Origin of the sequence: Novosphingobium resinovorum (genome assembly GCF_036352595.1) — a bacterium.
Lineage (GTDB): Bacteria > Pseudomonadota > Alphaproteobacteria > Sphingomonadales > Sphingomonadaceae > Novosphingobium > Novosphingobium resinovorum_B.
This window is the reverse complement of sequence record NZ_JAZFAX010000051.1, coordinates 1-19933: the sequence shown is the minus strand read 5'-3', so window position 1 is coordinate 19933 and position 19933 is coordinate 1. Positions and strand designations below refer to the sequence as shown.

At 61.5% G+C, this 19933-nt stretch carries 19 protein-coding genes and 2 pseudogenes; 14 read left to right on the top strand and 7 right to left on the bottom strand.

The features are described 5' to 3' along the window. Positions 1-142 precede the first annotated feature (142 nt). Positions 143-982, top strand: coding sequence for an MBL fold metallo-hydrolase (locus tag V2S85_RS24880; RefSeq protein WP_330705482.1), 840 nt, complete (start codon positions 143-145; stop codon positions 980-982). 207 nt (positions 983-1189) lie between these two features. Here the strand turns inward: V2S85_RS24880 and V2S85_RS24875 are convergent, their stop codons facing one another. Next, a complete protein-coding gene (locus V2S85_RS24875) occupies positions 1190-2080 on the bottom strand; it encodes a LysR family transcriptional regulator (RefSeq protein ID WP_330705481.1) in 891 nt (296 codons plus the stop codon). A gap of 101 nt (positions 2081-2181) precedes the next feature. Here V2S85_RS24875 and V2S85_RS24870 point away from each other — a divergent pair, with 101 nt between their 5' ends. Both V2S85_RS24870 and V2S85_RS24865 read left to right on the top strand, forming a co-directional pair. Beyond that, positions 2182-2889, top strand: coding sequence for a type 1 glutamine amidotransferase domain-containing protein (locus tag V2S85_RS24870; RefSeq protein ID WP_330705480.1), 708 nt, complete (start codon positions 2182-2184; stop codon positions 2887-2889). Further along, positions 2886-4178, top strand: a complete 1293-nt coding sequence (locus V2S85_RS24865) for an MFS transporter (protein WP_330705479.1) — start codon at positions 2886-2888, stop codon at positions 4176-4178. The genes V2S85_RS24870 and V2S85_RS24865 overlap by 4 nt, the downstream gene beginning before the upstream one ends. On the opposite strand, the gene V2S85_RS24860 is transcribed toward V2S85_RS24865, so the two are convergent. Continuing rightward, positions 4120-5025, bottom strand: a complete 906-nt coding sequence (locus V2S85_RS24860; protein ID WP_330705478.1) for a LysR family transcriptional regulator — start codon at positions 5023-5025, stop codon at positions 4120-4122. The two genes, V2S85_RS24865 and V2S85_RS24860, sit on opposite strands and share 59 nt — an antisense overlap. Before the next feature lie 63 nt (positions 5026-5088). Here V2S85_RS24860 and V2S85_RS24855 point away from each other — a divergent pair, with 63 nt between their 5' ends. From V2S85_RS24855 to V2S85_RS24845, 3 genes are all read left to right on the top strand, one after another. Further along, positions 5089-6378 carry an MFS transporter gene (locus V2S85_RS24855; protein WP_330705477.1) on the top strand — a complete coding sequence of 430 codons (1290 nt, stop codon included), beginning with the start codon at positions 5089-5091 and terminating at the stop codon, positions 6376-6378. A gap of 98 nt (positions 6379-6476) precedes the next feature. Then, the gene (locus V2S85_RS24850) at positions 6477-7037 is read left to right on the top strand and encodes a recombinase family protein (protein WP_330705476.1); all 561 of its coding nucleotides are present in this window, start codon (positions 6477-6479) and stop codon (positions 7035-7037) included. Positions 7038-7151: 114 nt separating this feature from the next. Further along, complete coding sequence (locus V2S85_RS24845) at positions 7152-7571, top strand: hypothetical protein (protein WP_330705475.1); 420 nt, start codon at positions 7152-7154, stop codon at positions 7569-7571. A 618-nt stretch (positions 7572-8189) separates the two neighbouring features. Here V2S85_RS24845 and V2S85_RS24840 read toward each other — a convergent pair. Then, positions 8190-8570, bottom strand: a complete 381-nt coding sequence (locus V2S85_RS24840) for a helix-turn-helix domain-containing protein (protein WP_330705474.1) — start codon at positions 8568-8570, stop codon at positions 8190-8192. Between the two features lie 92 nt (positions 8571-8662). On the opposite strand from V2S85_RS24840, the gene V2S85_RS24835 reads away from it, so the two are divergent. After that, positions 8663-9724, top strand: a complete 1062-nt coding sequence (locus V2S85_RS24835; RefSeq protein WP_330705473.1) for an SDR family oxidoreductase — start codon at positions 8663-8665, stop codon at positions 9722-9724. A gap of 323 nt (positions 9725-10047) precedes the next feature. Then, a complete protein-coding gene (locus V2S85_RS24830; protein ID WP_330705472.1) occupies positions 10048-11226 on the top strand; it encodes a GGDEF domain-containing protein in 1179 nt (392 codons plus the stop codon). 198 nt (positions 11227-11424) lie between these two features. Here V2S85_RS24830 and V2S85_RS24825 read toward each other — a convergent pair whose 3' ends face one another. Next, the gene (locus tag V2S85_RS24825) at positions 11425-12003 is read right to left on the bottom strand and encodes a hypothetical protein (RefSeq protein ID WP_330705471.1); all 579 of its coding nucleotides are present in this window, start codon (positions 12001-12003) and stop codon (positions 11425-11427) included. Between the two features lie 94 nt (positions 12004-12097). Here V2S85_RS24825 and V2S85_RS24820 point away from each other — a divergent pair, with 94 nt between their 5' ends. After that, positions 12098-12964: a response regulator gene (locus V2S85_RS24820; protein WP_330705470.1), complete on the top strand. Its 867-nt coding sequence runs from the start codon at positions 12098-12100 to the stop codon at positions 12962-12964. A gap of 207 nt (positions 12965-13171) precedes the next feature. Here the strand turns inward: V2S85_RS24820 and V2S85_RS24815 are convergent, their stop codons facing one another. Beyond that, the gene (locus V2S85_RS24815; protein ID WP_330705469.1) at positions 13172-14065 is read right to left on the bottom strand and encodes a LysR family transcriptional regulator; all 894 of its coding nucleotides are present in this window, start codon (positions 14063-14065) and stop codon (positions 13172-13174) included. Between the two features lie 92 nt (positions 14066-14157). Between V2S85_RS24815 and V2S85_RS24810 the strand changes: the two genes are divergently transcribed. Genes V2S85_RS24810 through V2S85_RS24800 form a run of 3 tightly spaced genes read left to right on the top strand, consistent with a single transcriptional unit; the run spans position 14158 to position 16137 of the window. Then, on the top strand, positions 14158-15081 hold the full coding sequence (locus V2S85_RS24810; protein ID WP_330705468.1) for an NAD-dependent epimerase/dehydratase family protein: 924 nt from the start codon (positions 14158-14160) through the stop codon (positions 15079-15081). Positions 15082-15083: 2 nt separating this feature from the next. Then, positions 15084-15824, top strand: a complete 741-nt coding sequence (locus tag V2S85_RS24805) for an SDR family NAD(P)-dependent oxidoreductase (protein ID WP_330705467.1) — start codon at positions 15084-15086, stop codon at positions 15822-15824. A 10-nt stretch (positions 15825-15834) separates the two neighbouring features. Next, positions 15835-16137, top strand: a complete 303-nt coding sequence (locus V2S85_RS24800; RefSeq protein WP_330705466.1) for a DoxX family protein — start codon at positions 15835-15837, stop codon at positions 16135-16137. Positions 16138-16301: 164 nt separating this feature from the next. Here V2S85_RS24800 and V2S85_RS24795 read toward each other — a convergent pair whose 3' ends face one another. Further along, positions 16302-17795 carry an FAD-dependent oxidoreductase gene (locus V2S85_RS24795; RefSeq protein WP_330705465.1) on the bottom strand — a complete coding sequence of 498 codons (1494 nt, stop codon included), beginning with the start codon at positions 17793-17795 and terminating at the stop codon, positions 16302-16304. A 47-nt stretch (positions 17796-17842) separates the two neighbouring features. Here V2S85_RS24795 and V2S85_RS24790 point away from each other — a divergent pair, with 47 nt between their 5' ends. Continuing rightward, positions 17843-18340, top strand: coding sequence for a MarR family winged helix-turn-helix transcriptional regulator (locus tag V2S85_RS24790; RefSeq protein ID WP_330705464.1), 498 nt, complete (start codon positions 17843-17845; stop codon positions 18338-18340). A gap of 146 nt (positions 18341-18486) precedes the next feature. Here V2S85_RS24790 and V2S85_RS24785 read toward each other — a convergent pair. Continuing rightward, a pseudogene (locus V2S85_RS24785) lies at positions 18487-19053 on the bottom strand (IS110 family transposase); the annotation flags it as partial. A 134-nt stretch (positions 19054-19187) separates the two neighbouring features. On the opposite strand from V2S85_RS24785, the pseudogene V2S85_RS24780 reads away from it, so the two are divergent. Next, positions 19188-19800, top strand: a pseudogene (locus V2S85_RS24780) (DDE-type integrase/transposase/recombinase); the annotation flags it as partial. Positions 19801-19933 lie beyond the last annotated feature (133 nt).

Below are 19933 nucleotides of genomic sequence, written 5' to 3'. Positions count from 1 at the left end.
GCGAAATCAACGCCGGGCATGATGGAAATTGGTCCGAACGATGCCCTTGGTGCGCCCCGAAGCCTCGACGTCATCAAACCAGCCCGCTTCGCCAGAAATTACCCGGTTTTTGCGGGTCTCCAGCTGACGCCTGGAGAAACCGATGTCCAATCTTAAATTTCCCACACAACAGGTCGGTGACTTAACAATCACCGCCGTCAGCGATGGCTATCTCCACGCCAGTTTCGATTTCCTCGCGAATATCGACCCGGCCGATGCCGCCCGTATGCAGGAAAATGCTGGGATAAAGGATCACAGCTCGATCCATATCAACTGCTACCTGGTGCGCAGCGGCGGTCGCACGATCCTGATCGACGCCGGAGCGGGTGGATTCAAACAGTGGGGCGGCCGATTAAAAGCCAATCTTCTGCTTGCGGGCATCCAGCCTTCAGAGATCGACGCGATCCTGTTGACGCATGCCCATCCCGATCATGTCGGGGGGCTGATGGACGCTTCAGGCGAAGTCGTTTTCCCGAACGCCGAGCTTGTCGCTCACCATTGGGAGGTCGCGTTCTGGCAGGATGACGGCAATCTGAGCCGTGCGCCCGAGCGCGCCCGTGGCAACTTCCTCGTGGCGCGTCAGACGTTCGACGGATACCGCGACAGGCTGCGCACCTTCGACTCCGGTGAGGTGCTACCTGGCATGACGGCGGTTCCGCTTCCGGGCCACACCGCCGGACACACCGGCTATCGGCTCGATTCAGGTGACAGGAGCCTGCTGGTCTGGGGCGACATCGTTCATTTCCCGCAAATTCAGGTTCCGCGCCCCGACGTGTCGATCGCGTTCGATCAGGATGCGCATCTCGCCGCCGACACCCGGTCGAGGCTTCTGGACTTTGTCGCTTCGGATCGGCTGCTGATCGCTGGGATGCATCTTGGCGAGTTCGGTTTCGCACGCATTGAGCGAAAGAGGTCGGCTTACAGTGTCGCATATGAGAAATGAGCGCGTGCCGCTGTCCGCGCGATCTGCGTTCGAAGCCACATCCCGTCCGCCATGGCACATATGGCCACATGGCCGGCAGCCCTGGATCGTCACCGCCATGGCCACACTCTCAAACCCAGCCGTCAGGTGACGGGCTTCGTGGATCGTTGCCGCGGCAGCTTGGCAAGATGCTAGGCTAGGATTGCAATGGCACTCATGCATCCATGTTCACGCGCTCAAAACCGCCCGCAGCAGAAAATCTCTGACATGCACCACACGAGGATGGCGCAGCGCCGTCTTGTTCCAGACGAGGTAGAGCGTGTTGTCCGGCCCTGGCCGGGTCGTCGGTAGTTCAACGAGTTGCCCGGTCGCGAGAGCTTCGGCGCAAAGATAATCCGGCAGCACCGTCCATCCCGTTCCGGCCTGGGCCATGCCGATCAGGATGCGCAGATCCGGCGCCGTCACCACGGCCTGCATGTCGGGGGCCTTGCCAAAGACGTGCTCGAAGAACGGACCCAACAACGGCAGCGCCTCATCATAGGCGATGCAGGGCAGCCCGCACAGAAACTCGGCGGTGACGGTGCGCGCTTTGGCCCGCTCTGCTATTGCCGGAGCAGCGACCAGCATCAGGCGTTCCCGACCCAGTTCGGCGAAGCCGTGGACGCTGCCGTCCGGCGGCGACGCGGTAACAGCAAGATCGGCATGGCCCTCGTCGAGCGCCGCATAGATACGCTCGCGGTTGCCGGTCTGGATGCGTAGCCGCAGACCTTCCCCCACGAGCGGGGCCAAAGCGGGGCCGATGCGAGCGGAGAGATATTCCGCCGGGCCGACCAGATGGACGGTGCCGCTCAAATGGTTGGAGCGCGCCTGCGCCGCACCCATAGTCGCTTCGATTCCGTCGAGCTGGGAGGCGATCGAACGGGCGAGATCGTCGGCAGCGGCGGTCGGGGCAACCCCGCGCGCCTGTCGGATGAAGAGCGGCTTGCCCAGCATTTCCTCTAGCGAGGCGATGTGAGCTGATGCTGCCGGCTGGGTGATGCCGAGACGCCCGGCCGCGCGGGTCAGCGAGCCGGCGCGGTAGGTGTCGAGGAAGGTGCGCAGATAGATGAGGTAGTTCATGAACATCGAGCCATAGTTATTTCTATGGGTGATACCATAAGGAATGATTTTTGTCGTGATCTGTCGTGGGGCATGTTCCGGCCGACAACCGGAGTGCACCAATGAATACCCACCTCAAAATTCTTATGATCCTCACGTCCAGCGCCACGATGGGCGAGACCAGCAAGACGACCGGCCTGTGGTTCGAGGAATTGGCGACGCCTTATTACGCCTTCCTCGACGCCGACGCGTCGGTCACGCTGGCGTCGATTAGGGGCGGCCCGGCACCGATCGATCCCCGGTCTGTAAAAGCCAGGGGCGAGAACGAGGCCAACGTTGACCGCTTCCTTGTTGACGAGACCGCATCGAAGGCGCTGAACGAAACACTTCCGGTCTGCGCCATCGACATTTCGGAATATGACGCGGTGTTCCTCCCGGGCGGCCACGGTACCATGTGGGACCTGCCCGAGAGTGCCGAACTGGCCATGCTGCTCGGCAAGGCATGGGCGGACGGAAAGGTCATTGCTGCTGTCTGCCACGGCCTGGCCGGACTGGTGAACGTCAAGGACGAAAACGGTGTCCCGCTGGTGAGCGGCCGGCGTGTCACCAGCTTCTCCGACAGTGAGGAACGCGCCGCCGGACTGGACGAGGCCGTACCTTTCCCGCTGGAAACCCGCCTGCGGGAACTGGGTGGTCGTTACGAAAGCATCGCCGATTTCCAGCCCTTCGCCATCGCCGATGGTCGGCTCGTTACCGGCCAGAACCCGGCGTCCTCGGATCTGACCGCCAAGCTGATGTTGGAGGCGCTGAACGGCGGGGAAGTACGATGAGCGCCCAGCAAAGGAGCGACCCCAGATCGCAGGCTGCTCGCATCCCGCTGGTCATCTATGTCTTCGCGCTCTCGGCCTTCGCTCTGGGATTCACTGAGTTCGTCACCATCGGTCTGGTCTCGGACATCGCCGCCGACCTGAAGGTGGATGTGGGTCAGGTGGGCGCGGCCGTCGCCGCCTATGCTATCGGCGCGACCATCGGCGCCCCGATCCTAACGGCGCTGGCCGCGAGTTGGAGCCGCAAGCATCTTCTGCTGGCGGCAATGATCGTATTCACCATTGGCAACTTCCTTGTCGGCCTGTCCGGAAGTCTCCCTTCGTTGCTTGCTGCCCGGTTCGGATCGGGTCTGGGCCATGGTGTTTTCCTCGCCGTTGCCTCCAGCGCGGCAACGCGGTTGGTAGCCCCGGAAAGGGCGGGAAGTGCGGTTGCCGTGGTCTTCGGCGGGCTGACGCTGGCGCTGGCCTTTGGCGTGCCGATCGGCACTTTCCTGGGCGGCATCTGGAGCTGGCAGACCATCTTCATGGGTGTGGCGATCTGCGGCGCGGTTGGCGTGGCCGGTCTGCTCCTTTTGATGCCGAACGCGCGGGATGGCGGTGAGGCTAAGGACGCACTCCACAATCTGCTGGCACTGATCGACCGCCGCCTGCTCAGCGCGGCGTTCATCACCGTGCTGGCCTATACCGGCTCATTCTGCCTGTTCTCCTACATCTCGCCCCTGCTGATAGAAGCGACTGGCATGAGCGCAACATGGGTCAGCTCGATGATGCTGGTCTATGGCGTCGCGGCGGCCATCGGCAATGTTGTCGGCGGTCGCATGACCGACAGGCTCGGCCCCGACAGGGCGGTGATGATTGTTCTGGTAGGCCTTGCCGTAGTGCTGGCCGCGATGTGGCCGGCGGTGCATTCCGTCCCCGCCATGGCCGTGCTGATCGCGGCGCTCGGCGCGCTGACCTATGCGGCGGTACCCGCCTTGCAGGCCCGCGTCATCGGCATCGCCGAGCGTCAGGCCCCCAAGGCGCTTGCCGCCGCCGCCGGCCTCAATATCGCCGGGTTCAACTCCGGCATCGCGCTCGGCTCTCTGATCGGTGGCAGTGTGATCGGCGCGTTCGGATTGACCGCGATCGCCATCGTCGGTGCGGGAGCGGCAATCGCTGGAATCGTCGTGTTGACGCTTCAGAAGGGAAAGGCGGTTGATCGCGTTCGGCGCACCATTCCCTGCACCTCACTGCTCACGTCTCCCAGGGCGGGTTGCGCCAGAGCTGGGCGAGGAAATCGCCGAACGCACTGATCCGCTTCGGCACGGGTTCGCGCTTCGGCCGCACGAAGCTGATCGGACTGGCTTCTTCCTCCCAGCCGGGCAGGATATGGACGAGCCTGCCAGCGCGCAGGTCGTCGGCCACATCCCACAATTCCCGCAGCGATACGCCGAGACCGGCGACGCACCATGTTCGCAGCGTATCGCCACTGTCGGTCGCAAGGTCGCTCGACACGGCGATCTCCTGGGCCTCGCGATCCTTGCGCAGCGTCCAACTGTTTCGTCCGAGCCCCGGATAGGAAAACAGCAGGCATGTATGGTCCGCAAGGTCCAGGGGCTGCACCGGGGCTCCGTGCCGTTCGAGATAGTCGGGCGCGGCGACGAGGATCCGCCGGTTGTCGGCAAGCCGACGTGCGATCAAGCGGGAATCGGCCAGCTTCGCCACGCGGATCGCCACGTCTATGTCGCCGGTATAGAGATCCACCATGCGATCCGTCAGGTGCAGTTCGAAGCCAACCTTTGGATGCTGCTTGCGAAAGGCGGCCGTTGCTGCCGCGACATAGCGGCTGCCGAACGGAACCGGGGCCGTCACGCGGATCGTGCCCGTCAGTTCGCCCGACCCGTCGCGCGCGATCTCGGCGGCCTCATCGAGCAAGGCGAGAGCGACCCGTGCCCGCTCGGCCACAGCCCTGCCTTCCTCGGTGATCTTCAATTGGCGCGTGTTGCGCTCGAACAGGGTCGCGCCGAGCTGACGTTCCAGCCGGGCGATCTGCTTGCTCACCGTGGTGGGCGCGAGGTCCATCGCGCGGGCGGCAGAAGAGAAACTGCCGCAATCGGCCACGCGAACGAACACCGCCAGATCGTCAAGGTTACGAACCATTTCTTCCATAATGCCATAAGTGTTCTCCCATTATGCACCTTTCTGACCGTCAACGCAAAGAGCATGGTGCCGCCGAACCAATTGCGCCCGCCGGTTTCCGATGTCCTGCAAGGAGAAGGCGGGCTTGTCTGGAAAGGTCGGCCCATGCCTCCCGTCATCTACATCTTCTCGCTCTGTGCCTTCGCTGTCGGCTTCACCGAGTTCATCACCATCGGTCTCGTCTCGGCGATAGCCGATGATCTCCAGGTCGAAGTTACCCGGATAGGGCTGACCGTCACCACCTACGCGGCGGGCGTTGTCATTGGCGCTCCGGTCCTCACCGCGCTCGCTGCCCGCTGGTCGCGGAAGCATCTGATCCTCACCGCCATGCTGGTGTTCACCGCCGGCAACGTGATCGCGGGCCTGTCCAACGGCTTGGCGCCGCTGCTATTCGCCCGACTGCTATCGGGCCTCGCCCACGGCGTCTTTTTCGCCGTTGCCTCCAGCGTGGCGACGCGGCTGGTCGCGCCTGAACGCGCAGGCGCGGCTCTCGCCCTGGTCTTCGGCGGCGTGACCGTCGCGATGTCGCTCGGCGTGCCGGTCGGCACCTGGCTCGGCACCATCCTGCACTGGCAGCTCATCTTTCTCGTCATCGCCGCTTGCGGCCTGATCGGCAGCCTCGGCATCGCAGCACTGATGCCGGCCAGATCAGGCGAAGCCGCGACGAAGGGCGCGGGTTTGCGCGATCTCGGCGTGCTCTTCGATCGTCGCCTGCTCGCCGGGGCGAGCATCCCGATGCTCTCCTACACCGGTTCCTTCGCGCTCTACACCTTCATCTCGCCGATCCTGTTGCAAGTCACCAATGTCAGCGTCGGGACCGCGAGCCTGACGTTGCTCGCCTACGGTCTTGGCGCGGCAGTCGGAAACATACTGGGCGGCCGCCTGACCGATGGTCAGGGCATGGACCGCGCCTCCGTTATCCTGCTGGTCGGGATCGTGCTGTCCCTCGTGTTGATCGCCTTTGCACTCCATCAGCCTGCCGCAATGATCGGGCTGGTGGCGCTGCTGGGCCTTACCACCTATGGCGCGATCCCGCCGCTCCAGTCGCGTATCCTGATGCTGGCCGAACGCCACCAGCCGCAGGCCATGGACGTGGCTTCGGGCATGAACATCGCCGCCTTCAACGCGGGCGTCGTTGTCGGGTCGGGGATCGGCGGCGCGGCCATCAGTACTTGGGGCCTGCCGTCACTCGGGCCGGTCGGCGCGGCCATCGCCGTGGCCGCCGTCATCGCGCTCCTCTGGCAAATCGCCTTGCCGTCCATGAAGGCGTCCTGGCGCGATGCTACGCCGGCTACAGCGCAGGAAGGGCATTGACATGGCCCTCCATCCGCAGACCGCAGCATTCCTGGCCGCCTGCAGTGCGAGCGCGCCTGCAATCGACTATGACACCGTGACAGCGGCGGATCCACGACATGATGTGGCGGATCTTGGCTCCCTTCGACGAATACCAGTTGAAAGAAAACGCCAAGCACGTCATGCGCATCCTCAAGAAGAATGCCCGGCAGGGCTTCCGGAACTGCGCTATGCCATCGCTCGGTTATCGTATCGCCGCGGGGCGGCCTAACAGTAAGAAGAAACTGGAGATCGACTCGGTGCATCCCGGTATCTTGCGGGTGATCTACCGACACGCCCTTCAGGGCGAAGGCGGTTCCGGCTTAATGGGCTTCAAGGTGATCATCAGCCACGTCAATCGCAACCGCATCTTCACGTATGTTGGCGGGCGCTGGGGCATAGGTCAGCTTCACCGCACCCTGACACGGCGCATCTACATCGGTGAGCAAGAGTTCAACAAGCGCTCCAAGTCCAAGGAACTGAAGGCAGTTAGCGGAATCGTCGTCGAACCGGTGCCGCGATTGATCGACGAGGAGACGTTCGATGCTGTGCAGGAACATTTGCCGATCCGTAACTCCAAGGTGACGCCGCCGCGTGTCGTCGGCGGACCGACCCTGCTGACCGGCATCTGCTTCCAGTGAGAAGTGCGGGGAGCCATGACACTCCGCACCGGCAAGGGTGGGTGCTATCGCTATTATACCTGCTCGATCAAGGCATGGTAGAGCGAGACGGGTTGTTCCGGTCGCTTGCTTCTGATGCCGCAGCTCGACACCATAGTCTGCGATCACATCGAGAACCCGTTGCAGGAAGTCTTGGCCTCAATCCCCGATCGACGCAAGGAGCGAGCGGAGCGCCGCCGCGAGCATATCGCCGAGTTGAGCCGGCGCGCGGCCGTGACCGAGCTTCGCCTGAAACGTCTCTACGAGGCCATCGGATCGGGCGTCGCCGATCTGAACGATCCGGCGCTGAGGGAGCGCGTCGTACCCCTTCGGACGCTATGCGACCAAGCGCAGACCGATTCCGAGCGGGCACAGGCCGTGCTCGAGAGCGTCGCCAGCATGGTGGTAGCTCCGGCCCGGTTTACGCAAGTTCGCCATCTCTGGACGCCCCGAGTAACACAAGCAGTATTTGGAAGTAGGCACGTAGTCGGATCCTGCCATCTGTCCGGCCTCTAGCAAGCGGGCTTCCACGGCCTTGCCTATGGCTATGCCTTTGGAAAGGGGACGACCAACTTCGCAATCTTCGACGTGAGCGCAGCAAAACCGATAGATTGCCAGATACACGAAGTGCGTGACGTCCACTTCGAATTCAGGGAAGCGGAAGCGCTCTATTATCTCCAGGAGAATGAAGCGAGTGAGCCAGTTCCCATGCGTAACGTCGTCACCGCGATCGGGCCGATCGGCCCCCCATGATCAACCTTCGAACCGGTGAGATCGGGGGAATAGGCTCGATCAGATCCTATCTCGATTCCAGGCATGATCGGCGTAGCAATTTCCGTGTAAAGTTCACAAAGCACCCAGGCGCTCAAAGCCATCAGGCCGCGTCGGGAGATAGAAACCGATGATGCCGGTGGGGGAGCCTGGTTGAACCGAACTGTTATAGCTTGCCGGTGCCTCTTTCGTAGACCCAACCATCGTTGGTTAGGATGACCATCGACGTTCCCTCTTTGCAGCCAAGATAGGCTGCCGGTTTGCTGTCCGGTTGTATTCTTCAACTGACACCCGGCATCCATGGAAAGACGATCGCCGCTGTGTTCGCTTCATGGAATTCATCGACAGCGAGTTCACGCCTGACTACGAACGTCTTGAGCTTGGGCGTGGAAGCAATGCATCAAGCGCATCCTTATTGTCCCGACCCCAACTATAGAGGAGTTCGACCGGCTCGACGAAACGGCTTCCCAGGCTCGTCAGGCGATACTCGACAGCAGGGGGGACAGTGTTAGTCACGTGGCGGCTTATGAGGCCACTGCCCTCCATCTGCCGCAGGGTCTGCGTGAACATCTTCTTCGAAATGCCGGGCAGCGTCCGCAGCAGTTCTCCCGTACGCGCCGCGCCGGCATGACGCGCGTGAAGCGTGTGCAGGACCATGCTGGTCCATTTGACCGCGAACAATTCCAGCACTCGTCGCGGTGCGCAGTCCTCGCGCCATTCCTCGTCGGGCGTACCAGGATTCATTATGATATCTCCCGATCCTCAGGGCACCATATGGTGCCCTCTAGAAGGAGGCGCCATGGCTGCCTAGCTCTGCCGTCAGCAAGGAGATTAAAATGGGCAAGACGGCATTGATAGTGGGTGCAAGCGGTATCGTCGGCAGCGCAACGGCCGAGTTGCTGGTGCGGGAGGGCTGGACGGTTCACGGACTTGCGCGCCGTCCCGTCGAACAGCCAGGCGTGCGGCCTGTCACAGCCGATCTGCAGGATGGGACCGCGACTGCGGTCGCGTTGGCAGACATCCACCCGGATGCGGTGTTCATCACCACGTGGCTGCGCCAGGACAGTGAAGCCGAGAACATCCGTGTCAATTCGGCTATGGTTCGCAACCTTTTGAATGGATTGTCCAAGCCTGCGGGCCCCCGGCATGTCGCCTTGGTGACCGGTCTCAAGCACTACTTGGGGCCCTTCGAATCCTATGGGCAGGGCGCGCTGCCACAGACCCCGTTCCGTGAGGAGCAGGGACGCCTCGACATCGAAAATTTCTACTATGCACAGGAAGACGAGGTGTTCGCCGCGGCCATCCGCGATGACTTTACCTGGAGTGTGCATCGTCCACACACCGTGATCGGCAAGGCCGTCGGCAACGCCATGAACATGGGTACGACGCTTGCAGTCTATGCGACCTTGTGCCGGGAGACCGGACGGCCTTTTATCTTTCCAGGCTCGGCGATGCAGTGGAATGGCCTGACCGACATGACCGACGCCGGCCAGTTGGCACGGCACCTGCTATGGGCTGCGGAAACCGAAGGTGCGCACAACGAGGTATTCAACGTGGTCAATGGCGACGTTTTTCGTTGGAAATGGATGTGGGGCCGCATAGCCGCATGGTTTGGGATTGAGGCATCGCCGTTTGACGGGACCGTGCATCCGCTTGAAAAGCAGATGGCAGAAGATGAACCTCTGTGGCGCAAGATCGCGCTGCGTGACGGTCTCGCCGAAGCTGATCTCACACGTTTGGCCTCTCCCTGGCACACCGATGCCGATCTGGGCCGTCCGATCGAGGTTGTGACCGACATGTCCAAAAGCCGTCGTCTTGGCTTCACTGGATACCAGTCGACCGATGAGGCATTCTTCACCTTGTTTGCACGCTTGCGTGCAAATGGCTTCATTCCTTGACGTCTCTCAAGCCAGTCTTTAGCCCGCCGCCGATAGCGAAATTGGGGGGGGCGGGAAAGGCTGCATCTCAGGCGATGCAATTTATACGGCGGCGGATTTATCCGATATTCGTGGAGATCCAAGCATACGGATAAATTCACTATCCTGTGGTAAACCCTGACCCTGTCCGGTAACTATATTTCGATTACTTTTGTCAACGAACGCCGGACAAAGCACGAAGGAAGTTTAACGAGAGTGGGGCAAAGTACATGATTCGGGTAAGTTCGTCGATATCGGGCGAGGTGATGACTCCCTGCCAATCTGTGACATAGTCTGCGGATTCCATGCCGGTTTCACTTGTCGAATGGGCTATTCCTGCCGCCATGCTTCTTTGCGGCCTGGGGTTTATGGCTGCGGGCGTCATGGGCTTTCCGACGGTCCGCTGGGGCGGTGCGCTATGCTTTCTCGGCTCGGGATTTGCTCTCATGTTGATCCAGACGGTGAGCTTATCCATCGTGAAGCCGATCACCGAAGATGCCCTCATCCTCCTGGGCGTGGCCTTCGCTTGCCGCGCGTTGCTCCAGCGATTCGGTTACAAGGCTCACCCTCATCTTGAACTTGCGATAATTGCCTCGACCGGCCTGCTGGCGATGCTTTCTTTGCTCCTGTTCAAAAACGTACGGCTTGAAACCTTTTTCACGCAGATAGGCTGCTTTCTGATTCTATTATCGTGCAACGCCAGAATATGGCGTTCTTGTGTGACGCTGTCCGACAGGATCCTACTCGGGACATTCATCTTTTTTGCGTTGGTGATGGCCGGACAATGCGCAATCTATATTGCGGTCGATGATCCGCAGCCCATTGTCGGCGCCTGGCGCCAATCGGTCTGGGGTAGCCTTGTTCAATATACCGGTCTGTTTGGATCCATCATCCTGACGTTTGCGGTCATGATTGCCGTGAGCCTGGATCATATAGAAAAATATCGGCGGGATGCCCAGGTTGACCCGTTGACCGCGCTTCTCAACAGAAGAGGGCTTGAGGCCTTTTTGGCGTCAAACCGAGGTCGGGCCTTCGTTGAGGGGACAGGTGCTGTCCTGATGGCGGACATCGACCATTTCAAGGCCATAAACGATCGCTTTGGTCACCAATTCGGCGACAAGGTCCTCGCGGATTTCGGCGCAGTGCTGCGCGATCATGTCAACGACCTGGGATGCACCGTGCGATTGGGGGGGGAGGAGTTTGCGATCTTGCTTCCTGGCACATCACTCGATCAGGCGGTCGCTCTCGCTGAACGAATGCGCCAAGCCCTTGAGGTCTATCCCTGGTCGCAGTGTACCACTGATTGCATCGTGACCGCAAGCTTTGGCGTGACCCGGTTCGAACGTGACGAGCCATTTGCATCGGCAATCGCGCGCGCCGACAAATTATTGTACCGGGCGAAACGAGACGGACGCAACTGCACAGTCGCAGACAGTCCTTCTATTGTCGTATCATTGAGGCCGTTGCACAAGGCGCTCGTGTAAGGTCGTGACAATGCATAACCCAGGCCGCTTCACTTCTTCCAAGCCGGGAGACCTTGCCGAGCCGACTTCGTCAGCGGCGTACATCGCTTCTCGCGTCGAGGGCCGCCCTCGGGAACCTGTGGCTGTCCAATCAGAGATGCTAAATTGCGAAGCCTCGTATTCCCGCGTTCGAAGCGCAAGCTCGCGGAAGCGATGTCTTCAAGACATTGTCGCTGAGTGTCTTGCTCCACGGACGATTTCACCGACCCAGGCGATCAGGAGACCATTATAGGCCTTCCTGCATGTCTTGTCTTGCGGCGCATGATCGGCACCCCGGATCACACGATAGCTCAGCGAGTTTGCCTGCCGGAAGGCAGCAATGAACAACGCGATGGCTGGATGAGGGACATGCTCATCATGCTCGAATTCGACGACCAGCACATCATCTGAAAACTTGCTACAGGCTTTGAGCGCCCGGTTCGCGCGAACCGCGGAATGCGCGGCGATAGCGAAGATTTTCCGCTTGTTGAGCAGCGCTGTCGGTGTGGCCCATTCCGCGTCGGGATAGAGCGCGGGCACCCTGAGGGCCAGCCAATGATCGGGCGTAGCTCGGCTTCTCCCATGGTCACGCCGATATCCAGTTTGGGCGAATGATTCGGCCAGATCGAGTTTGGCTCCGAAGGAAAGCAGGCCCTGCGCACGAAAATTCTTGTTGCAAGTTTTGTTATGAAAGTTACGAATTTCTTGGGGGAGAAACGATGATCCATGCGAGGTTTCGCTGGCAACGGCGGGAAACATGCAACTGCAGAGGGCGCCAGCTGTGGCCGGTCCAGTTTGTTCCGCTCGTGCGGATGGCACCTGACTTCAAAAGATATCCGGGTCTTCCAGAACCGTGCTGATCGTTGAAAATGATCAGCAGGCGGGCCGCGAATGCTCGATTGCATTGCAGCATCTTGGTTACGCCCCACTCATATCACACTCCTCAGCGGAGGCTCTGGACATCTTCGCCCGTCGCCCGCTGTCGGTGGCTTTCATCGCGTACAATTTACGAGATCAGGGCGGCCTTTCGTTGGTTCAAGCGCTTTCGCGCACCGCCTGCACGCTAAATCGAAGCGCACATTTTGTCGTGATGGCCGGCGAAGTTACGTTGGATATTGCTGTTGCGGCAATTCGGGCTTCCGCTTTTGACGTCCTAGAAAAACCGCTTACGCCCCATGCCATTCGCGATGTCATACGTCGCATCTCGGGCATAGAATCCAAGGCGATGCGCAGAGAGCTCCTGCGTCGAATTTCCGACTTGGGCACGGAACTGGAGCGAGTGTCTCGGGTTCTAAGTGCCCCGCTCGTGAGCGAGCAGCCCAACTCAGCGGAGTATATCTTGCACAATGAAGATAGGCCTCCTGAGGCGCACGAACTGGTCGCATTCATTCGACGTATTCTACGGAAGGAGATGCAGCGGCGGGCTATTGCTGACGGGAAGTTATTTGGAGATCCCGCGTGGGCTATGTTTTTGGAACTCATGCGGTCAAAATTGGACGGCAACCGCCCAGTCTCTGTAAAAGGTGCGTGCATTGCATCTGGAGCACCAATGAGTACTGCTCTTCGGCTTGTTCGGCGACTGACAGATGGAGGACTGATAACCCGAATTCCTGATCCTAACGACCGCCGTCGAGATTTTATTTCCCTCGATTTTCGGATCGAGGAGATGATGCGCAGTCACTTGATTGACAAGTTTTGCGCAGAACGCGCCTTCGGCTAACCCAAAGGCTTTGACGTATAAGCGTCGTGGCTGGCCATCTGTCTGGAAGTATGGACCGCACAATCGCATGAGACGTATAGGCCCGCGAGCAATGCAGGATGGGCAGGCGATCCCACGAGAAACAAGCTTCGTAAGTAACCGAACGGGCGTTGTCTGGCAGGGCTCCCGGCGTGAGTGAGAAGTCACCGATTCGCGTCTGTCCCGCGTTCAGCCTGAACGGGTGCTGGAGAACTGTCCAATCAGCCATCGGCCAGCAGGGCCTGGTAGTTGGTCCGCCGGATAGACGGCCTGGAAGGGCATCAAGCCTGCGGCGGGACCCTCAAGTTCGATGCTGATAAGCCGGCCGCTCGCCAGGTCGTCGGCTACCAGCCAATGGGGCATATGCCCCCATCCGAGGCCCGCACGAAGAAAGGCGTGCTTGGCGCCGAGATCTGCCATGCGCCAGATAGTCTTGCCTTGCACACCGTAATCGACCCCGTCGGTCATGGAAGAGCGATCGGTCAACACGAGCTGGGTTTCGTCCAACACCTCCCGAAGCGTGACCGGCCCTTCGGACATGGCCAGTGGAGAGCCCGGCGCCACGACCGTCACCATTTTCTCGCTGAACAGGCGTTCGGCCGCCACTCCTGGTGGCGTGAAGGGAAGCGTCCCGGTGATGCCGAGAGCGCATCGGCCGTCGAGCACCATCTGCGCGACCGCGCCAAGGGCCTCGACATGCAAGCGTAGCGGTGTCGACCTGAAACGCTGTTTGAAACCGGCAAGGGCATCCGTGAGACAGCGTTGCGGGAACATCACGTCGACGACGATGGAGAGCTCGGGCTCGAGCCCGGCGGAAAAGCTCCGCGCCTTCGCCTTCAATCCATCGGCGTCGCTCACCAGTCGCCGCGCATCGGCGAGCAGGTTGGTGCCATGCGGCGTCAATTGCGGGAAACGGCCGATCCGCTCGAACAGCGGTACGCCGAGCTGCGCCTCGAGATTCGCGATCGACTGGCTGACCACCGACTGCGCCCGGCCCAACAGGCGCCCTGCAGCCGAGAAACTGCCCTGATCGGCAGCAGCGACGAAAGTTCGCAGATGGTCGAGAGAGACGCCGTCGAGCATGTATCTGTTTGTCCGATGGATATCATCTAGTTATATAGGCTTCTTTGAGGGAGCGGAAGCTCGCAATTTCTCTGTCAAAGGAGATCGCGAGCTTGACCCATGTTCTTGTCTTAGGAGCCACCGGCTTTGTCGGCGGTGCCATTGCCCGCCACCTCGTTGAGAGCGGGCATCGTGTCAGCGGGGTGGCGCGCAGCGACATAAAGGCCGCGCACCTGACTGACGCGGGTATCGCTCCGATCCGCGGCGACATTGAAGGCGATCTCCCGTCGATCCTGGCGGAAGCGCGAGCAGCGCACGCGGTTATCTACGCTGCCCAGCTCGCTCCGCCGGCCGAGCAGCAAGCGGTCGCTGGCCTGCTGGAAACGCTGGCTGACAGCGGAAAGACGTTTCTCTTCTTATCGGGGTCGGGTGTCCTCTGCCAGCGAACGGGCGGTGCCTGGAGCGCGGACAGCTTTGCCGAAGACGATGCGTTCGTCCCCGAACCGCTCGCTGCCGCGCGCGTCGAGACGGAACAGCGTATGCGCGCCGCTGCCCGGAAAGGTGTGCGGGCGATGGTCGTGCGTCCGCCGCTCATCTGGGGGCCAGGCAATCATGGACACGTCTCGATGGTCTACCGGTCGGTCTCCATCACCGGAGCCGCCTGCTATGTAGGCGAGGGCCTGGCGACTTACGGCAATGTCCATATCGACGATATCGCGGACCTTTTCGGCCGAGCGCTGCAATCGGGTGAGGCAGGCGCGCTTTACCATGCGGTCGCCGGAGAAATCCCCAACCGGTGGATCGCCGAAGCCGTCGCCCGCGATCTGGGCGTTTCGACCCGCAGCGTCACTATGGCTGAAGCGACCGAGATCTGGGGCGAGTTCGGCGCCCTGATCATGAGCGTGTCGAGCCGCATGTGCGATGCCGCCAGCCGTGCAGCGCTCGGCTGGTCTCCAAACCATACCGATATGCTGTCGGAAATCGGCGAGCCGCGACTGCGCGCACTTGCCACCTCTCAAACTCAAAAAGGAGTATAAGAATGAGCACTCATGAAGGAAAGGTCGCGATCGTCACCGGCGGAAGGCAGGGCATCGGCTGCGGCGTAGCGGATCTGCTTGCCAAACGCGGAGCTAAGGTCGTCATCGTCAATCGCACGGACGCCGCCGATGTGGCTGACGCGATCGGATATGGCGCGATCGCGATCGCGGCAGATGTCACGAGCGAAGCGGACTGGGCCAGGATCGCGAGCACGGTGGAAAGCACGTTTGGCAGAGCAGACAGCCTCGTCCACGCCGCCGGGGCATATCCGATGGCGACGCTTGAGCAGATGACGCCTGAGGCCTGGCGTTCGGTGATGGCGCTCAATCTCGACGCGCACCTGATGGGCGCACGTGCGATCGTGCCGCTCATGCGGAAGGCTGGGGGAGGCGCTATTGTCGCGATCGGGTCAGATGCGGTTGGCATGGTGACACCGCCCGGCTTCGGCTTCTCGCACTACATCACGTCCAAGATGGGCGCGATCGGCCTGGTCCGCGCGCTCGCCAGCGAACTCGCGGCCGACAACATCATCGTCAACGCCGTCCATCCCGGAATCACCGATACCGAGGGCGCGAGCGGCATGCCGAACGAGCAGAAGGCGCAGGTCTATATGCAGCAGGCGATCAAGCGGCTGGGCACGCCCGCCGACATCGCCGGGCCGGTGGCCTTCCTCACCAGCGATGACGCCCGCTTTGTCACCGGCCAGACGCTGGTCGTCGACGGCGGCTGGCTCCGGCTCTGAGGAGAACGCCATGAGCACCGCCCCCTCATCACCCACACGCGCATCGTGGACCATCAAACGGGCTGTGGACTGGGTCATCCGAATCCTGCTGGCGCTCGCTTTCCTCGCGGCAGGAGGCGCCAAGGTCGCCGGAGCGCCGCCGATGGTGGCGATCTTCGAGCAGATCGGCGCGGGCCAGTGGTTCCGCTTCGTGACCGGGATCCTCGAAATCGTCGGAGGCCTGCTCGTGCCACGCACCAGTATGTGGGGCGCGCTGTTGCTCGCCTGTGATGGTGGGGGCGGTGATCACGCATCTGGCGCTGATCGGTGGTAATCCAGCGCCAGCGTTCACGCTGTTGACGCTGTGCGGCGCGCTACTCTGACTGCGTCGGCCGCACCTGCGCGCCGCGGTCGCGGTCTGACATGGCCCACATCTCGTCGATCCCACCCTCCGTATTTCCCGATCGCTTTGGCGAGAGCGCCAATTCGGCCCCCACCTCAGCCCAAGCCGACCTCCTTTAGATAGCTTTCGAGCGCACCGGCTTGGTCGGAGCGGAAGATCGCGCCGACATAACCATCAGGCCGAACCAGCACCCACTCGCCAGATGCAAGGCCATAGGCGTCGTGTAGATGGCCGCCATCGTCTGAAAGCTCGTGTCCGGCTCCAACGTGATGGATGTGGAGGTCGCTTCGGGGTGCTGCGATTTCGCGGTTCGTTTCATAGCCAATCAAGCTCCAGTGCGCACCGGCGAACAGATCGAACAGGCGTCGGGGACAACCGGCCGCCCCGCGCAGGGGCGCGTCCGGCGCCCGGTCGCCCGCGAGCAGGATGCCACGTCGTGACGAGGGTTCGAAGGTCAGCGCCGATTCCGGATAACCGATGTCGAGCTGATGGACTTCGCGTCCGCGGCGCATGGGGCCGCGCTTCTTCTGTGCTTCGAGCAGCCGGGTTGAAAGGCCCAGCATCTCTTCCGCCACCGGCCGCCGCTCCTCCTCATAGGTATCGAGCAGCCGATCGGGCGCGCCGCCCAGCACCGCCGCCAGCTTCCAGCCGAGATTGTAGGCATCCTGAACGCTCGTATTGAGGCCTTGGCCGCCAGTGGGCGGGTGGACGTGCGCGGCATCGCCGATCAGGAATATGCGGCCGACGCGGTAGCGATCCGCCAGGCAGGCGCTCATCGTGTAGGCCGAGGCCCACGACACCGACTGAACACGGATGTCGCCGAGTCCGGTTCGCTCTGCCACCATGGCGTTGAGCGCATCGAGCGAGAGGTCCGCTTCGCCTTCCAGCGGGATTGCGGCCTGGATCTGGAACAGATCGGTTCCGCCGAGCGGGCAGATCGACATCAACCGCCGCATGTCGCCGGCATGATACTGATGCCACGCATCGCGGTTCAGCCCCACCAGATCGACATCGGCCACCATCGCACGCGCGCCCAGTGTCTTGCCGGGAAAGTCGATGCCGAGGGCGTTGCGGATGAAGCTGCGTCCCCCATCGGCCGCGATCAGATATGGAATATGGACCAGCTCTTCCCCGACAGGACTGACAAGACGCGCCACGACGCCATCCTCTTCCCGCTCGAAGCCGATCAGTTCGCACCCGAACTCGACACGGCCGCCAAGCTCGGCCAGGCGTTCGCGCAGCAGTCGCTCGGTCAGGAACTGCGGGAGCATGAGGGGAATATGGTAGGGCTCGGCCGGCGTCGGCGGTTCGATTTCGAAGGGCGTATCCGTGTAGCTGCCGTCATCGTGATATTCACGCGGCGGCGGGTAGACGCCGCCGGTGGCAACGAGCCGGTCAAGCACCCCGAGATCCTCGAACACTTCCTGCGATCGTGGCTGGATACCCTTGCCGCGCGACCCGGTGAACGGACGGGCCAGTTTCTCGATCAGCCGGAACGGCACGCCTCTTCTCGCCAGGTCGATGGCGAGCGCCAGGCCGGCGGCGCCGGCGCCGCAAATCAGGACCGCAGGCGGGCTTTGCGCTTTCATTCGAACCTCCAATGTGTATAACGCACATATCAAGGAGGGCGCGACAAGTGTCAACAAATAAAGTGCATAATGCACATATTAAGGCGCTGCTTCCCACTCTGCACGCGTCGCTGCTCGAGATCGTGACCGTGATGAACCGACCGGAAAGGGACGAGGAGTTGCTGGCGTTGGCGGGCCTGACGCTCGAGCGCGCGCTCTTCCCTCTGCTCGTCTTCGTCGAGCGCAAGGGACCGATCGGGGTCGTCGATCTCGCCGGCAGGGTTGGCCGGGATTACACCACCGTCAGTCGTCAGGTCGCGCGACTGGAAGAACTCGGCCTCGTCGAGCGTCGCGCCGGGTCGGCGGACAAGCGCGTGCGCGAGGCGATCATCACACCGCGCGGAAAGTCGGCAACCGACGCCCTCGATGCCGCCCGCGAGACCATGGCGCTAGGCTTGTTCCACAACTGGTCTCGCGAGGATCTGGGTGAACTCGTACGCCTGATGGAGAAGCTTGCCGAGGATATGGCTAGGGAACCAGCACGGGCGAACCAAACCGGTGGCTAATCTTTTCGGCGCGATACGCAAAGGTCGGTAGCATTAAATGGCTCCCCGTTGCCGGCCATCGGCAGCAAACGGGGAGCCATTTAAATCAGAACGTGCGTCAGCGTCCCACCATTGCTTGAAGCGCGGGAGGGTAGCCGGTGTTCCTTGGCGAAGAGCAGGCCCTTGATGCGGTTGACGTGGCGGATCCGCTCATTCGTCAGGGCTTTACGTTCCCGAGAGACGCGGCGGCGGTCCTCGTCTTGCGGGTTGGCGCCCTCACCATCGCACACACACACACACACACACACGAGGATTGCCGCGCACGTAGGCGAGCAATGTTCGTAACAGCATTTTCCCCGTCAATACGGTCGGTCTTGACCCGGAGCACGGCGAGGAACAGCGATCGACGCCGGATCGACGACATGGCTTTCGATCCCTTCGGCCTCCAGCTTCCGATGAAGCCAGAAGCCGTCGAGCCCGGCCTACTGGATCACAACAAAGCCAAAGCGATTTCCGGCGCGAAGCTGTGCCTTTCGCTGCACCTCGGCGGAGCGGGCAAGCGGGCCGGCAACATCCCTGGCGGCAACGGCGAGCTTCGACATCTTCTCCCCGTTCCCCGGCGCAAGCGACGTGATCACCCATTTCGATTGCGAGAGTTCCAGTGAGATGAAAATCGCGGTAAGCTCGGTACGAACAGCGGACGGCGCAGTGGATCGATCGGCTTCAACAAGCAGGTCGGCCTCCAGAATTGGTTTTTCAGCAAGAGCAGTCTGGCAGAGTGCCGCTCGCTGTTCACCTCCTCATGGGATCTGATAGCCGTGAACGACATCGCAGGTGTCATCGATGTCCAGCGTCACCGCCGCCGGCGGAGCGGGATATCGTCGTCGCCTTTCGTCGGCACACGCTGCTGCCACTGGATGATTGCCTCTATGCCCACCAGGCAACGATCCCGCACCCGACACACTCGTCGCTGCATCGCTGCTTGCAACGGCATGACATTTCCCGGCTGCCCGAAGTCGAAGGTGACAAGCCCAGGCGGAGCAAGTTCAAGAGCTCCGATCGGCCCCTTCCACATCGACATCGCCGAGGTCCGCACCGAGCAGGGCAGGCTCTACATGTTCGTGGCAATCGACCGGACCGACAAGTTCGCCTTTGTCGAACTACATGAAAAGGCCAAGACCGCGGCTGCGCGCGGCTTCTTGCGCCGGCTCATCGATGCTTTGCCTTACAAGATCCACACCGTGCTGACCGACAATGGCATCCACTTCACGACGCCTGGTTCCGGCGGTTCTGCCGTGCCTCTCATCAAGGAAGCTATCGCCAACGGTGAGCTCTACCGCGCTCACGCCTTCGAATAAGCCTGCGCTTTGAGCGAAATCGATCACCGAACCACCAAGCCCAGGCACCCGTGGACGAATGGCCAGGTCGAGCGAATGAACCGAACCATCAAGGACGCCACCGTGAAACGCTTCTACCATGAAACCCAAGGTAAGCGGTAAAAATCCTCCACGTTGCGGTTGAACCGCCGCGGCAGGTTTGGCGATGTAATTTTGGTAATCAAGCAGCGGTGACGATGTTGCTTATTTCGAACATGGTTTGCCCGGCGTTTATATT

Excerpts from the sequence above, each read along its gene's own strand:
- V2S85_RS24880 (WP_330705482.1), top strand. The coding sequence starts at position 143 with ATGTCCAATCTTAAATTTCCCACACAACAGGTCGGTGACTTAACAATC.
- V2S85_RS24875 (WP_330705481.1), bottom strand. The coding sequence starts at position 2,080 with ATGAACTACCTCATCTATCTGCGCACCTTCCTCGACACCTACCGCGCC.
- V2S85_RS24870 (WP_330705480.1), top strand. The coding sequence starts at position 2,182 with ATGAATACCCACCTCAAAATTCTTATGATCCTCACGTCCAGCGCCACG.
- V2S85_RS24865 (WP_330705479.1), top strand. The coding sequence starts at position 2,886 with ATGAGCGCCCAGCAAAGGAGCGACCCCAGATCGCAGGCTGCTCGCATC.
- V2S85_RS24860 (WP_330705478.1), bottom strand. The coding sequence starts at position 5,025 with ATGGTTCGTAACCTTGACGATCTGGCGGTGTTCGTTCGCGTGGCCGAT.
- V2S85_RS24855 (WP_330705477.1), top strand. The coding sequence starts at position 5,089 with ATGGTGCCGCCGAACCAATTGCGCCCGCCGGTTTCCGATGTCCTGCAA.
- V2S85_RS24850 (WP_330705476.1), top strand. The coding sequence starts at position 6,477 with ATGATGTGGCGGATCTTGGCTCCCTTCGACGAATACCAGTTGAAAGAA.
- V2S85_RS24845 (WP_330705475.1), top strand. The coding sequence starts at position 7,152 with ATGCCGCAGCTCGACACCATAGTCTGCGATCACATCGAGAACCCGTTG.
- V2S85_RS24840 (WP_330705474.1), bottom strand. The coding sequence starts at position 8,570 with ATGAATCCTGGTACGCCCGACGAGGAATGGCGCGAGGACTGCGCACCG.
- V2S85_RS24835 (WP_330705473.1), top strand. The coding sequence starts at position 8,663 with ATGGGCAAGACGGCATTGATAGTGGGTGCAAGCGGTATCGTCGGCAGC.
- V2S85_RS24830 (WP_330705472.1), top strand. The coding sequence starts at position 10,048 with ATGCCGGTTTCACTTGTCGAATGGGCTATTCCTGCCGCCATGCTTCTT.
- V2S85_RS24825 (WP_330705471.1), bottom strand. The coding sequence starts at position 12,003 with ATGTTTCCCGCCGTTGCCAGCGAAACCTCGCATGGATCATCGTTTCTC.
- V2S85_RS24815 (WP_330705469.1), bottom strand. The coding sequence starts at position 14,065 with ATGCTCGACGGCGTCTCTCTCGACCATCTGCGAACTTTCGTCGCTGCT.
- V2S85_RS24805 (WP_330705467.1), top strand. The coding sequence starts at position 15,084 with ATGAGCACTCATGAAGGAAAGGTCGCGATCGTCACCGGCGGAAGGCAG.
- V2S85_RS24800 (WP_330705466.1), top strand. The coding sequence starts at position 15,835 with ATGAGCACCGCCCCCTCATCACCCACACGCGCATCGTGGACCATCAAA.
- V2S85_RS24795 (WP_330705465.1), bottom strand. The coding sequence starts at position 17,795 with ATGAAAGCGCAAAGCCCGCCTGCGGTCCTGATTTGCGGCGCCGGCGCC.